This is a genomic window from Candidatus Kapaibacterium thiocyanatum, assembly GCA_001899175.1.
Taxonomy (GTDB): Bacteria; Bacteroidota; Ignavibacteria; order Kapaibacteriales; family Kapaibacteriaceae; genus Kapaibacterium; species Kapaibacterium thiocyanatum.
Window position 1 is genome coordinate 292,732 of record MKVH01000021.1, and the last position, 15,112, is coordinate 307,843.

6 protein-coding genes are annotated in these 15,112 nt (G+C 59.6%); all 6 read right to left on the reverse strand.

Going from position 1 to position 15,112, the window contains the following annotated elements:
* Positions 1–21 precede the first annotated feature (21 nt).
* Entirely contained in the window at positions 22–675 is a 654-nt protein-coding gene (locus tag BGO89_07425) for a hypothetical protein (protein OJX57793.1), read from the reverse strand.
* A 6-nt stretch (positions 676–681) separates the two neighbouring features.
* Complete coding sequence (locus tag BGO89_07430; GenBank protein OJX57794.1) at positions 682–2,871, reverse strand: hypothetical protein; 2,190 nt, start codon at positions 2,869–2,871, stop codon at positions 682–684.
* A gap of 1 nt (position 2,872) precedes the next feature.
* Complete coding sequence (locus BGO89_07435) at positions 2,873–4,213, reverse strand: hypothetical protein (GenBank protein ID OJX57795.1); 1,341 nt, start codon at positions 4,211–4,213, stop codon at positions 2,873–2,875.
* Between the two features lie 6 nt (positions 4,214–4,219).
* The gene (locus BGO89_07440) at positions 4,220–5,872 is read right to left on the reverse strand and encodes an apolipoprotein N-acyltransferase (GenBank protein OJX57796.1); all 1,653 of its coding nucleotides are present in this window, start codon (positions 5,870–5,872) and stop codon (positions 4,220–4,222) included.
* A gap of 73 nt (positions 5,873–5,945) precedes the next feature.
* On the reverse strand, positions 5,946–11,372 hold the full coding sequence (locus BGO89_07445; GenBank protein ID OJX57797.1) for a hypothetical protein: 5,427 nt from the start codon (positions 11,370–11,372) through the stop codon (positions 5,946–5,948).
* 138 nt (positions 11,373–11,510) lie between these two features.
* Positions 11,511–15,038, reverse strand: a complete 3,528-nt coding sequence (locus BGO89_07450; GenBank protein ID OJX57798.1) for a hypothetical protein — start codon at positions 15,036–15,038, stop codon at positions 11,511–11,513.
* Positions 15,039–15,112: the final 74 nt, after the last annotated feature.

Below are 15,112 nucleotides of genomic sequence, written 5' to 3' on the forward strand. Positions count from 1 at the left end.
ACAATCCCCACCCGAAAAAGGTTACAATGTCAGGATACCGTTGACCAGAGCCGCGCCTGCGAGTAGCAGGACTGCGACGATCCATACGATGAGGCCCACCACATATCCGAACCTGTGGTGCAGACCCGCCCCCGTGGTAAGGGCTATTCCGATGACAATGTAACGCCAGCAGTCGAATAGATCGACCTGGACGAGTACGGGATAGAGGATGGGATGGCTGGCCGGATCGACGAGGACGCCGGCATTCATGCCCGCCCGCGTCGTGTGGAATACGACGTGAAGGATGGTATCCACTCCGATACCGATGACCTTGATGACGGAGGCCGCCGATACGGCGATGAGCGTCCGTCCGAAGGTATAGCTCTCGTCCGTGAGGAAACGGCACAGGACGAGAAAGAGTCCGGACAGCGACAGGATCTGTACGGTCGTGATCATGAGCAGGAAGCCCAGCGCTGCGGTGACGTGGCGCTGCGGACTCGACAGGTCGACGTTCCCTTCGACGTGCTGCTGGGGCACGTTGCCCATCTCGGCCAGCGTCATCGTCGTGGCAAGTACGGCAACGAAAAGCACGGCCACGGCAAAGAGTGCCACCGGCCGTGCTTCATTCGCTTCGGAAACGCGCCATGGGGCCACAAGGGCATGCCACATGGCGCGTAATGCTATCGTGATCTGCATCGTCCGCTACTTGCCCGTCGATGGTACGAACGTCGCGTCGTCCACAGGAACGTTGACGCCATAGACGTTCTTCATCGTGATGCTGTAGACGGGATTGGAGATCTTCGTCAGGGCCGGGAACTTCACGCCATCGACGGCTTCGTAGTTCTCGTAGCGTTCGACGATCGTGATGGGGCCCTGCTCCGTCGGCATGTCCTTCTCCACACGCGAAAGCAGGAACGTCGATGCATCGAAGAAATACTTTTCTGCGCGATCGGTCGGAGCCGTGGCTTCGACGACGATCTGGCCATCCTGCTTGCCGACGACCGTTACCTTGTACTTGAGATTCTTCCACTCGAGCACGGGGAAGATGTAGGCATCGAGCAACAGCTGGCGAACTTCCGCTTCGTCGGCCTGGGCTGCAGGACCGTTCATGAGCGCGATCCATGCACTCTTGCCGTCCACCCATTGCTCCTGCGTCATCACCTTCATGTCGATCTTCGAGTATTCCTTGCCCGGTGCCTTGAGCGTGCGGAGGATGATACCCGCCATCTTGTTGCCCTGCATCATCATTTCGGACTCGCTCTTGACGGTCAGCGACTGCACGGTCTTGACGCGTTCGCCACCGATGGCTTCCGTGTACTTGCCGACGAGTTCGTCAACCGACATCGATACGGGTTCCATGGCTGCGCCCTGCTTCGCGGGCACCACGTCGACGGTATAGTCGGAGATCTGACCGAACTGTTCGAGCTTCTCGCGCACCGACGGATCGCCGACGACGACGACACGAAGGTCGAGCATGTTGAGATAGCGCGAGGCCGCATTCTGTACGTCGGCCACCGATACGTTCTCGAGGCGTTCGGCATAGTTGCTCACGGCCGACAGCGGCACTTCGTTCAGCCATGCGTTCTGCAGCAGGGCCGCTACCGTACCGGCGCTTTCGAGGCTCATGCGATACTGCCCGGCTTCGAAGGTCACGCGGCGCTGGAGTGCCTCGTGATCCGGTCCTTCGCTCACGAGACGGCGGATCTCGCGCATCATGACGATGATGGCGCTGTCCGTCACCGACGTCCGCACTTCCGCACCGAGGGCGATACGGTTGTAACGACGGCCACGCGATACGAACCCGAAGGGAGAGTACGTGTAGGAGTACGTTTCACGGAGAGTATTGAAGAACAGGCTGCCGAAGCCCGAACCGATGTAGCTGCACGTGACGTTGAGAGCGTCGAATTTGGGATCGCGCACGGCAGGAGCCGGCGCGCTCAGGATCACGGAGCTCTGGACGGAACCCTTGCGCGGAATGAAGTAGACACCTGCCGGAAGAGGCTTGATGTCGGGCATGTTCACCGTCGGAATGGTACCCTTCTCCCATGCACCGAAATGCTTCGACAGCCACTCGCGGACTTCCTTGACGGAGACGTCACCGACGAAGGCGACGGACGCGTTGTTCGGGCGCACGAAGTTGCTGTGGAAGGCTACCACGTCGGCACGCGTGATGTTCTTGACGCTTTCCTCGGACTGCTTCCGGGCCAGCGGATTCTCGGATCCGTAGACGACCTTGCGTGCGAGGGCCTGGGCCACTTCGAGTGGCTTGGAGCGCTCGTAGGCGATGTTGGCGATCATCTGCTGACGCAGCTTCTCAAGTTCCTCTTCGGGGAACGTAGGCTCGCGAAGTTCCTCGCTGAGGATGGACAGCAGAAGATTCGCATGCTTCTTCAGCGCCGAGCCGGACATCGTCATCGACTCGCCGGCGGACTGGATACGGAGCGAAGCACCGACGCCATCGAGGGCCGTGGCGATCTGGGCCGCACTGCGGCTCTTCGTGCCCTTGCTGAGAAGGTCCCCCATGACTGCCGCCACGCCTTCCTTCGAAGCGGGATCGTAGGCATCGCCGCCACGCATGGCGAGATTGACGGTGAGGATGGGTTGCTCGTGATTTTCGACGACGAAGACGTGCAGACCGTTGGGCAGCGTGAATTCTTCGTAGTGCGGGAACGTGAACGCCGTCGCTTCGAGCGGAGACGGCTGGTTGTCCAGATTCGGACGATCGTTACCGGGTTGTGCCTGGGCGTCCTGGGCAGACGTTGCCGCGGGCTTCGCCTTGGCGGACGTCGTGGACTTCTTTGCAGGCTTCTTGCCCTTCTGGGCCAGTCCTGGTTGTGCGGCGGCCATGGCCACGCACACGACCAACAGGAGCAGACGTGTGATCATGGTCATGTTATCCTTTCACCGGGAGATACGTGATGACGGTACGATTCTTCGTGTCGAAAATGCGCTTCGCGACGCGCTGGATGTCGGCCTTGGTGACCTTGAGGTACTTGGCCAGTTCTTCGTTGATGAGCTTGGTGTCGCCGTAGAAGCGGTAGTAGTCGGCAAGGGCCAGTGCCTTGTCGTGGACACCCACGCGCTGACCGATGAACTGGGCTTCGGTGATGTTCTTCGCCTTGGACAGGTCTTCATCCGATACACCGTTGGCGATCACACGCTGGAGTTCACGGTCGATGCTCTTCTCGACGGCGCCGATATCCTTGCCCGGACCGGCGATACCGACGATGTAGGCCATACCGCCGTTGTCGCGTGCGAGATTGCCGAGGCTCACCTGCACGGCGACCTGCTCGCTGTCGACGACCGCGCGGTAGAGTCGCGAGCTTTCGCCCTGGGACATGATCGTGCTGAGGAGTTCCGTGGCATAGGCGTCGTCTTCCTTCATACCTACACCGCGATAGCCGATGAAGATGGCGGGCAACTGGGCCTTGGCATCGTTGATCGTCTCACGCACTTCACCGTTCATCGACTGGAGTCCGGACACGGCAGGACGCTTCGGTTCCGGTGCCTTGGGATAGCCGCCGAAGTAGGACTGGATGGTTTCACGGACCGTAGCTTCGTCGAAATCGCCGCTCACGACGAGTACCGCATTGTTCGGCTGATAATACTGATCGTAGAAGGCCTTGAATTCGGCGATGGTGGCATTGTTGATGTGCTCGGGAGCACCGATGGGGGCCCAGGAATAGGACGTTCCTGCGAACAGCGTCGCGAACATCTTCTCCATCCAGCCACCGTAGGGTGCATTGTCGTAGCGGTTCTTCCGCTCTTCCTTGACCACGCCGCGCTGCGTTTCCACACCGATGTCGTTCACGTGGAGCTTGCGCATGCGCTGGGCTTCGATCCAGAGTGCGAGACGGACCTGATTCGACGGAACGTCGAAATGATAGACCGTCTGATCCTGCGACGTGAAGGCATTCAGTTCGCCACCCGCACCATTGATCATCTTGTCGATGGAGCCGCGCTCGATCTTGTCGGTAGCTTCGAACATGAGGTGTTCGAAGAAATGGGCGAAGCCCGTACGCCTGGGATCTTCGTCGCGGGAACCGACACGATAGTGCAGGACGGTCGAAACGACCGGTGCCGAATGGTCCTCGTGAAGGATCACGTGGAGTCCGTTGGCCAGGTCGTATTCCTTGAATTGCAGCGGCTTGTACTGCGCCTGGGCGGCAACGGCCGAAACGGCTGTCACGAACGCCAGGGCAAGCCCACGCACCGCACGGAACGATGTGGTCATGAAGGGTTATCCTTGATTCGAATTGGAATGAATAGGCAGTTTACGAAGAAGGCGCGGAAATCTTGTGAGGAGAAATGCCAGGAGCGCCGAGACGGCCCCGATGATGGGAACGACGTCGCCGACGACGGCATAGACCGTCCGTGACGACAGAGGCTCGGCACTACCGACGGCGATGGCCCGCGCCTGGGCGGGGATACGCACGCTCGGACGCCCGCTGGGGGCTATGATGCCCGTCATCCCCGAGTTGGCGCACCGCAGCAGCCACCGCCGCTGTTCGATGGCCCGCATACGGCTGATGACGAAGTGCTGCTCCGGACCCGGCGTTCCGTTGAACCAGGCGTCGTTGGTGATCACGCAGAGGACGTCGGCCCCCTCGTTGACGAGATCCCGGGCCACTTCCGGATAGATCGACTCGATGCAGACGATCATGCCGAGCCTGATGTTCGACACGGTACTGCCGTGCCTGATGGTGATGGGAAGCGGTATCCGCGTCCTCCCCTTCCCCCAGGCCGAGATTCCGACGCCCCATTCCACCCACGACATGGCGAAGGTGAGCTGGTCCGCGAAGGGTAGCCGCTCCGCGAACGGGGTCAGCATGGTCTTGTGATGGACGGGCACCACTGTCTGTCCCTTCTGCAGGACCATGGCGGCGTTGAAGGCATCGTACCGGAGCGTAGGGTCGAGCGCCGATTTCCGGGCCGATGGCGGGGCCTGCCCGGGCTCGTAGGTGACGAGATCGGCGAAACCGGTCACCAGAGCCACTCCGGACGTATCGATCCATCTGCGAAGTTCGTCGTAGTCAGCCCTGTTCGCAGGAGTACGGATCGTGGACGGTATGGCCGTCTCGCTCCATATCACGACGTCCGCCCAGCCCTTCTTCCCTGCCCTGGCCGAGTCCACGAGACGGCGGTGGATCGTGATCTGGTCGCCCGCCGACGACCACTTGTCCCATGGATCGATGTTGGGCTGCACCAGGGCAACCGTCAGCCGCTCAGGATCGGATTCCACGACGACGTCTTCCGAGCCGCCCAGTGCCACCAGGCCGTATCCGGCCCAGAGAACGTGCAGTGCAGCCAGGGCCGACATGAACTGCCAGCGCTTCGCAGGATTCTGCCACACCGAGATCACGGCGACGATGAGGACGTTCGTGACGAGGATCAGGAAGCCCAGTCCGTACACTCCGACGATGTCTGCAAGCTGGGCGTAGGGGCCGGACATGATCATGTCGTAGCCGATCGAGAGCCATGGATACGAAGCATCCGTCTGGCCATGTATCCATTCGCACCCAGCCACGAGCAGCGGCGCCAGGGTGAGCATCGCACCACGTCCCCACAATCGCTGCACGGACGCGAGGATATACCATGGTAGCGAAAGGAAGACCGGATGGGCTATCCACAGGGCGATTCCGCTGGCGAACAGGTAGGGATCCGCCGCGTCCTGCCACGAGCTCACCCACCAGTTGGCGATGCCGTGGTAGATGAAGAACGTGAGATAGAGCAGGCCGAAGAGCTTCGGGCGTGAGAGCCGCTCCGCATGATCACGCCATAGCAGCAGGAGCGGAACGAAGGCGACGAAGGCGAGCGCACCGAACGGCGAGGGCGGGAAGGCCGCACCGAGCAGCGCTCCGGTGAGCAAGGCGAGAATCAGGGGACGGTTCATGCTGTGCAAAAATAGGAACCGCTCCTGCGCCGGAGGCACAGGAGCGGTTCCGCATGTGTCGTGTGACGATCTGTTACTTGACGACCGTTACGTTCTTCGTTGCCATGACACCGTTGGAGCGAAGCACCAGGCGGTAGGAACCTGCAGGCAGGTTCTCGACCGACAGATTGACCTCATGACGACCTGCGCCCGTGGGCACGTTCGCCATCGTCATGACTTGTGCACCACTTGCATCGTAGAGCACGAGTTCGACGTTTCCTTCGGAGACGAGGTTGTACGATACCGTAGCCGTGGATGCGACCGGGTTCGGCGTGACGTCACCCAGCCACAGTGCATTGGCTTCGTCGGCGATCGTCACCTGTACGTCCGACGTCTGCATGCGCGAGCCATCCTTGTCGACGCTCGTCAGACGGTACGCATACGTACCTGCGGCGACGTTTTCGTCGACGACGCGGTAATCGCGGCGACCCGTCGAGTTACCGGCGGCGGGGTTCGTGCTGACGACGCTGTAGGCGCTGTTGCCTGCGGGCGATACCGAAGCACGCTCGACGACGAAGTAGGCGCTGTTCTCTTCCGAAGCCGTAGCCCAGAAGACGTCGACGTTATGACCACGAGCCTTGGCATCGAAGGCCACCAGTTCGACCGGTACAACCGTACCACCGTTGCTCTCGAAGAAGTCGATGATGCCACGGAGGACACGCTCGAGACCCGTGCGGACGGCCGGGCGTGCATAGTGACGCCAGTCGACGCCGAGATAGACGCTGTTCAGGTTCAGGCCTGCGACCGACGAACCCATGATCGAGTCCACCGTCGTGCGATCACCCTTCTTGTACGAGTATGCCATGTTGGCAAGACCCGACGTCTGGGCATCGGAGTAGATCCTGATGAGGGCCGGATTCGGCTCGGCATCGTTGGTGAAGCCGGTACGAACGATCGTTTCCTCGGTGTTGCGGGCATTGGCCTGGCCGATGATGCGCTTGAGGTTGTAGTTCGGCGATGCCGGTGCACCAGGAGCCTGGTACTGGGCACGCAGAACGCGGCGTACGAAGACTTCATCGTTGTTCACCGTAAGTCCGATGTGCGCACGCGGCGGCACTTGCGAACCCATGGCGAGGTTCTTCTTCTGACCGGGGCGACCGGCGTTGACGAAGTTGCGGATGTCGTCACGTTCCGTACGCGTCAGCGGTGCAAGGTCATGCGACCAGAACATCGTGCGGTAGAGCGTGTAGTCGACTGCGCGGTCTTCCCATGCATTACGTTCGAAGACGTCGTATGCATACAGGTTGGCAGCGGGGTTGTTCACGAAGCCGAGATCACCGAGGGCCTTCACGAGACTGTCCGAGTTGAGGTGACCGGCGATGTCGTTCTGTGCCGGCGTACCCGCAAGGATATCGGACGTGGTTCCGCGCGAGGAGACGATGATTTCCATCTGCGACTTGCGCAGGTAGAAGCGGAGCGTCTTCGTTTGCGTGTTGTTGGGGTTGAACTCGTCCGACTGCGTCGTGACTTCGACCATGTAGCGCGGCGTCACGTTCGCGGACATCGTGCTGAAGCGCGTGGGAACGGTATATCCCGTGAGACCGAAGTACGTCTGCGGAGTCCAGTTCGGAATGCCGAAGCTCAGGTTCTTGAATTCGTTCGAATTCAGGTCGACCTTGATCGTGCGTTCCACGACCGGCGTCGTGCCGAAGGCCGGCGTTGCGAGCTGGGCGTTGTTCGAGGCGACCGTTTCGAGGAAGACGCGGACGCGGACGCTCACGTTCGTCTGGGCGAGAGCACCGTTGTTGCGGAGGCGTGCCGTGACGTCGATCGGAGCCTTCGTCATGATGTATTCGGCATCGCTCGTGGCACCCGTCGTACGGCGGTAAGCCGTCGGGCTCAGGATGTCCACCACTTCGATATCGCTCACGTAGAGGCGACCGTTGAATTCATCGGCGCCGATGTCGTAGCCGAGGCCGGCTTCACCGCGAGGCGTACCGTCGATATCCGTCGTGATGCTGGCGATGCGTTCGCCACGATTGTTCAGGATCGAACCGAGCGGCGGCTGCGGCGTGATCTTCACGCGGAGCTTCTGGTTCGGAGCTACGCCCTGGTATTCGTGTTCGGCGAGGAAGTCTCCGAGAACGGAGTTGATATCCTGCTTCGTCCACGAACGCCACTGCCTGATGTTCTTGAATTCATCCTGCGATCCGGACGAGATGAGTTCGCTGGTATGCGAGATCTCGATGAAGCGTGCGACGCTTGCATTCGGAGCGTTGAAGGCATTGCGGTTCGAGACCAGGGCTGCCGGAGCCGATGCCGGGAGATAGTCCGTATTCATGCTGCCACCACGGAAGAGCGTGCCTTCGTAGAAGATGACGGCGTGCGAATAGGAAGCGGCGTTCGAAGCCCCTTGCAGTGCGATGGCGTTGTTGAGGATGGCCGTACCGTTACCGTGCTGCGATGCGACACCGGCGATGGCGCCCGTACCTACGATGTTATCGTTGGGGATGACGATCGTGTTGTTGGCAACCGTGTCCTGGCGCGTGAAGTAGACCGTGCTGAATGGCGTCACCCGATCACCCGCCGTGGCGCGACGCGTCAGGAGGTGAACACCGGCCATGTCGCCACCCGTCGTGCTGCGCGAGATGCCCCAGATCGCATTACTGACGACCATGGTGTGCTCGGGGCGGTTCGGGAAGACGACCGTACCACCGGCCTGGAGGATGGACTGGAAGTCGTTGACGGCCTGCTCGACGACGATACCACGGCTCGAATTCGTGCCGCGCACGCCGCTGATCTCGTTACCGGAGATCCAGAGATCAATGTTGTTGTAGCGCGTCTCACCACCGGCGATGATACCGGCGACGTCGGCTTCCGTGCCACCCGTAGCGGCGACACCTACATTATAGATGCGGTTGTTCGTGATCTTCACGCCGTCTTCGTATCCGACGAAGATACCGGCACGACGGACGTTGTAGATCAGGTTGCCGGTGATTTCCGTGCCCGAGTTGTAGTACGGGCGGAATTCGTTCACACCGGCCTTGATGAGGGCGCCCATACCCATCGAAGCGATACCGTAGCCGAAGCCGTTGATTTCGTTTCCGATGAACTTGTTGTTCTGGTTGATGAGCGTATCCAGGTTGCCGAGGTTATCCGGGTTGATCGTGTCACGTTGCGTGATACCGGCCGTGTAGCTGATGGTATTGTTACGCGTGTTGGGATCGAAACGGAACTGCTGCGAGCCGCCGTTGTACTGCACGACCGGCAGCGACGAGGCGTAGGACGGAACGACACCCGTCTGGTGCTCGATCAGCAGATTGCGGATCTGGATGTTCGACGAACCAGAGGACAGATAGACGGCCGACATGAACGGCGACGGGAAGGCGCTGACCGTCGTCTTGCGAACCGCAAGGCGGATGGAGCGCTGCGAACCACCGTCGATCGTGATGTATCCCGCCGAGTTGGCGTTGACCTGGTTCGAGAAGTAGAGCTGACGCTGGAGGGCGTTGGGATTGGCAGGAGCGACGTTCTGACCGAGCAGGATACCGACGCCGCTTTCCGTCGTCATGTTGATCGTGACGGCGCCACGCGTGAGCGAACGATCCAGGCTGGGCTTGAAGGTAAGCGTGTTGACGGCGCTGACACCGACGATCCTCGACGAAAGATCGATGGCCGGAATCGAGATGCCGACGCGCGTGACGTTATACGTTGCATCCGTGAATTCGAACGTTACCGGACCGCTGACGCCCTTGAGGTAGAGATCGTCGAGTGCGGCATCGATCGTGGTGTAGTTGCGCGGGCCGGGCTTCGAAACGCCGATGGTATAGATACCGCTCAGGTTGCCGATGACCGTACGCGTAACGCAGATCTCGTTGTTCGTTTCGACCGGATCGCCAGGATACTCGACACGGAAGCAGAAGCGATAGTCGCCACCTTCGGTCGGTGTGAATGCCGGGAAGGTATAGATCGACTTGTTGAACTGTCCGGAAGCGATGTCCTGGATGATACCTTGCTGATTGTAGACCGGAACGCCACCGGGCATCTTCGTGATGATCAGACGAACGGGAACGTTCGAGAGATCCTGGATACCGTTGTTCTCGAAGATGGCTTCGGGACGGAACGGGCGGTTGGCGATGAGGCGCTGCGTCGACGTCGGAACGCTGACGCTGTTGACACCCGGTTCGTCGTTATAGGCGACTTCGAACTTCCAGGTCGGGAAGCCAGGGCGAGGAGCGCAGTCGTTGAACGGCGTCATGTCCGGCGTGGGGTCGATCAGCTCACCGCAGACCTGTGCCGTATAGACACCGACCGTGTGGCCGACGGCACCCGTCGCCGTGAAGTTCTTGAACATCTGCGTCAGACGGGCACGCGCATTGAGGGGCTCGTTGACGACGACCGTATCCGTATATACGAGCGTACCGTTCGGATTCCAGAGCTTGGCGATACCACGGAACGATTCGATCCGCGTGAGACCGACGTTCTGGAAGATGGCTTCCACCGGAATGGGCGTCGTATTGGGATAGCGGAAGTTCTTCGGAGCCGAATTGTCCTGCGGCGATCGGATCTGACGTACCGAAAGATCGCGATCGGCGGCGATGGTGAAGGCCTGGCGATACTCGGCGACGCAGGCGCTGTTCGTTCCCACCAGACGGGAGTACATCGTGTACTCACCACCGACGGCAGGAATCGTATTGAGGATACCGCCGACGGACGCGAGCGGGCCCGTAGCACCCGGAACTTCGAACGTCACGAACTGCGGGAACGAACCACCGGACGGACCGACGGCCGAGAAATCGGCACGATAGACGGTATCCGTCAGGGGTAGCGGACCGATGAGGCGGTACTGGATGTTGAACGACTGATTGGGTTGGCCTACGCGAAGCGTGACCGACGGCTTCGGAAGTGCGGGGGACGATCCGTCGTACAGGTTACCCTTGGCGAGAATCGACTGTGCGTCGCTGACCTCGCTCGGGAAGCTGCCCGTGTAGTCACCGACGATGTCCACGATATAGTCTTCGCACTCACCACCGACCTGCTGCGGGAATACGCAGGGATCGGAAGGTTCCGTGACCGAATTCGTATACATGATGACCCGCAGACGGGTCAGACCGACGTTGGCGGAACACGGAACGACGATCGTGCCGGTCCACAGAAGCTGGTTGAAGGACGTGCCCGAGAATACGCGTTCCTCGGGTCCGAAAATACCGTCCTGGTTCATGTCCAGCCAGATGGCTGCGGTACCCGGACCCCATGCGTTGGTCTCGATACGGAAGGTGTTCTCGACGTTCCGGGGAATGTCGATTCTCCGATCAGGAAAGATGAAGTATCCATCCTGACTGTTGTAGTCACTCGTTCCACTGAAGTTCTGGAACGTATTGAACTGGAAGAGAGTGATCCCGTTCCCCCACCAACCGTCCTGCAAGCGTGGGCGACAGTATTGGGCCGACAGGTCCGCGGTGCCGACCGCAAACACCATCAGCGCCACCACTCCCATGAGGCAAGAGTAGAGCCGATTCATACAACCACCAGATAAATGAACATGAAATTTGCCATTGTTGACCAGCAGGCCGGAATGCTCATGCACAACCCCAGTTCACGGGGTGCCCAGTGCAGACACGCAATATACGGGTATTGCGGATCTACAAGAACAGAGCAGTCACGGTTTCGTTACAGTTCCGTCCTCGACAATTTTCTCCCTGTCGTAAAGGATGACTTGCCGTGCCCGACTCGAAACGACCAGATTGCATGACGACTGGGCCCTGTATCCGCTTCCGCAGTAGGCCTCCGTCTTTCTTTTCCGGCCATCCTCGAATACCGTCATCGCATGCGTCACGCGAGCGGGATTCAAGGACATGACCCGAATACCGGCCGTATTGTTCAATTTGAAACTCTCGGCCTTTCCCTGATTGACAGCGGTGATCAACACCAGCGGAACGTCGGACGCACCGACATTCTTCGCCAGAACGACACCCCGCGTATCGAAGGGGCTTACGAAACCTGCCTCCGGAATCGGAAGCGGTCTGAACTCCCCGTTCCCATCACCCAACAGCACGAGTCCTTTACCGGCATCGTAGCGAACGACATCTTCCTCTGCTCCGTACATGTTGCCGACGGTCACCAGGTCGATGTTATCGTCATCGTTGAGGTCCAGAAATTCCGTTCCCAATAACGGAGAGATCTGGGCCATGTCCGGTAATGGCTTGATCGTAAATGTTTTGTTACCGTTGTTCAACAAAACAGCCGATTTCATCAGGGTAGCAGCCCGGTGCCATGCCGTATCCAGGGCCTCCCTGTCGATAACCTTGTCCAGCGGTGCCGACGCGAACTGGTAGTAATGATTGAACCTCCGGTTCAGAGTCGGCATCTGGCTGAGAATCTTTCCCCGGTCGCGCATAAGATACGGCTTATTGTCTTCCGGGAAAGGATAATAGGTTATCAAGGGGTCGATACTGCCGTTATCGTCGAAGTCGGCCGCCCATATTTCGATGGGCCGCTCGTCCGAAGCTTGGTACCTGTTATTCAGGCCAATGTTCCCAAGGACATAGTCGATATCGCCGTCGTTGTCGACGTCCGCTCCGTTGACGCTGTACCACCATCCGATGGTCTTGTCCAGCCCCGCCTGACCCGTAATGTTGACGAACGTTCCGGTACCGTCGTTATGGAAGAGTGTGATGGGCATCCATTCCCCTGCGACGAGCAGATCGAGGTGATTGTCGTTGTCGACATCGGTCCACAAGGCCGCACGGACGATCCCCACGTCCGACAGCCCGGGTGCGACGGAATCGGTGATGTCCCGGAAATATCCCTTGCCATTGTTACGGAGCACGTAGCTGCGGCTGGGTAATGGATACTGTGCCCCAACTCCTCCACCGATGAACAGGTCCACGGCACCATCGTGGTCATAGTCCGCCGCCACGATGGTCGCGGCCGTCGTGCGGACGTTCGGCAGCCGACCCGACTGATCCTGCACGAACTGCCCCTTTCCGTCGTTGATGTAGACGAAGGAGAGCATCTCATTGTCTTCATGATCGAACTCGACGCCACCGGCCGCCACGATGAGATCACGGTCGCCGTCGCCATCGATGTCGACCAGTACGATGGCCTGGTCCTCGGAGCCGAATTCATTGGCCAGTCCTGCCTTCGAAGCCTGGGTGAACGTGCCCGGCCTGGTCTGGAGATATATCTGCGTCGTGATTCCACGCGCACCGCCGAAGACGACGTCGTCCAGACCGTCACCGTTCACGTCGGCGACGGCGACCGGGGGGCCGCCCCACGAGGCGCGTACCGGCATCATCCGGTACTTCTTGTAGTCGTCGAACTTGTTCTCGGTCTGGCGATAATCCAGCCCGGTCGTACCGGAGACGTCGGTGAAGAGCGGAGCTTCGGGTTTCGACAAGGCGAACATGCCCCGCGTCGGAATCGAGGCATCGCGATGATTCAGCGTCAGCATCTGGTCCGCAGGTACCTGCAGCCGGATCTCCGTACGACCATCGGGCCACTGGATGATCACCGAATCCAGAACGGTTGCCGTTCCGGTACCGAAGTGCATCACGTCGTCCATGGTCGACAGGAAACCGCGTACCGGATACTGTTCAAGGTACTGCGACTCGCCCCCGTACGTAATACGCACCTTGGCGCCGAGGCCACGGCTGTTCCCGCCCGTCCCCACGAGTTTGACGCGCAGATAATGGCCGAGCTTGCGTTCGACGGCGGTATTCCGATAGATGTACGGATTGTCGTCGATGTTACCGACGACGAGGTCGAGATCGCCGTCGTTGTCCAGGTCCACGTATGCCGCACCGAGGGATGCACTGGTATCTGCAAGGCCCCAGGCAGCGCTGACGTCTTCGAAGGCGATGCCTCCCTTGTTCCGGAACACGAAGTTCGGCTCCGTCAGGAAGCGCCCGTTCGAATCCTGATCGGCGGACATACGGCCGATGTTGTAGACGTAGTCCTGGTTACTGAGATCGGACGTGTATCCGTTCGCGATGAAGATATCCTTCCGTCCGTCGAGGTCTAGGTCCACCATGAGGCAGGCCCAGCTCCAGTCCGTAGCGGCGATACCCGTCATGTATCCGATATCGCTGAACTGGTTGTTGCCCCTGTTCAACTGCAGCATGTTGCGCATGATCTGCAACGAGTCATAGGTCGGATTGTAAATCGACATATCACCGGACGATCCGGAATTCGTGATCCTTCGTACATGGTTCTTGGGCAGCATGTCCGTCGTGACGATATCGGGCAGACCGTCGTTGTTGAAGTCGGCGATGTCGCTTCCCATGCTGAAGACGGAAGCGCGGCGCACCATCTTCCTGTGTTGGGTAGCGAACGATCCGTCACCGTTGTTGATGTAGATAAGGTCGGTGACGTTGAAGTCGTTGGCGACGTAGATGTCGGGCCAGCCGTCGAGGTTGATGTCGCCGACGGTGGCACTCAGGCCCATGGCCTCGTCCGATATCCATGCCTGATAGGTAACGTCTCGGAACGTTCCGTTACCGTTGTTCTTCAGGAGGACGTCAGCGGCACCCTTGTGTCGCAGTTCGATGGGGTTCAGCGGTTTTCTCTTGCTGTCCGCGAGCTCCTGCTGTTCCTGCTGCGTCGTGCCATAGCGAGGTACGGCCATTTCCCGCTGCATCTGTTCGGATGCCCTGGCGATCTGATCACCCTTCCCCTCGAGCATCCTGCTGTTGACACCATGGTTGGAGTACGTTACCACGTAGCAGTCGAGATAGCCGTCGCGGTCGTAGTCGAAGAAAACGCTGTTGATACACTCCGCGACGAGGTCGAGTTTGTAGGCATGGGCACGTTCGACGAACTTCCCTTTGCCGTTGTTGATGTAGAGCCTGTTCGGCCGTTCGTTCCGGCAGACGTAGATATCGAGATCGCCATCTCCTTCGATATCGACGAGCGTGACGCCGACGGAGAAGATATTGCTGTCGACGATGATGCCGGCCTGCTTCGTGATGTCCTGGAAGGACATGTTGCCGTTGTTCTTGAAGATACCGAGACCACGGAAGCCGGAGAAGACGAGATCCGCCAGACCGTCACCATCGAGGTCTCCGGCGGCAACCCCGTTCCCGGGCACCATCGTGTTCGTGTGCTTCAGTACCGCTAGCGGGAACGGCAATCTGTTCGGATTGGCATTGAACCGAATGCCATGCCGATCCAAGGATACACGTTCCATCAATGGCTGGGCCTGTATCGATACCGATACCCCAAACATGATCAGAACTACGAAGCTGGTGAAAAGCTGTAGTA

Excerpts from the sequence above, each read along its gene's own strand:
- BGO89_07425 (OJX57793.1), bottom strand. The coding sequence starts at position 675 with ATGCAGATCACGATAGCATTACGCGCCATGTGGCATGCCCTTGTGGCC.
- BGO89_07430 (OJX57794.1), bottom strand. The coding sequence starts at position 2,871 with ATGACCATGATCACACGTCTGCTCCTGTTGGTCGTGTGCGTGGCCATG.
- BGO89_07435 (OJX57795.1), bottom strand. The coding sequence starts at position 4,213 with ATGACCACATCGTTCCGTGCGGTGCGTGGGCTTGCCCTGGCGTTCGTG.
- BGO89_07440 (OJX57796.1), bottom strand. The coding sequence starts at position 5,872 with ATGAACCGTCCCCTGATTCTCGCCTTGCTCACCGGAGCGCTGCTCGGT.
- BGO89_07445 (OJX57797.1), bottom strand. The coding sequence starts at position 11,372 with ATGAATCGGCTCTACTCTTGCCTCATGGGAGTGGTGGCGCTGATGGTG.
- BGO89_07450 (OJX57798.1), bottom strand. The coding sequence starts at position 15,038 with ATGGAACGTGTATCCTTGGATCGGCATGGCATTCGGTTCAATGCCAAT.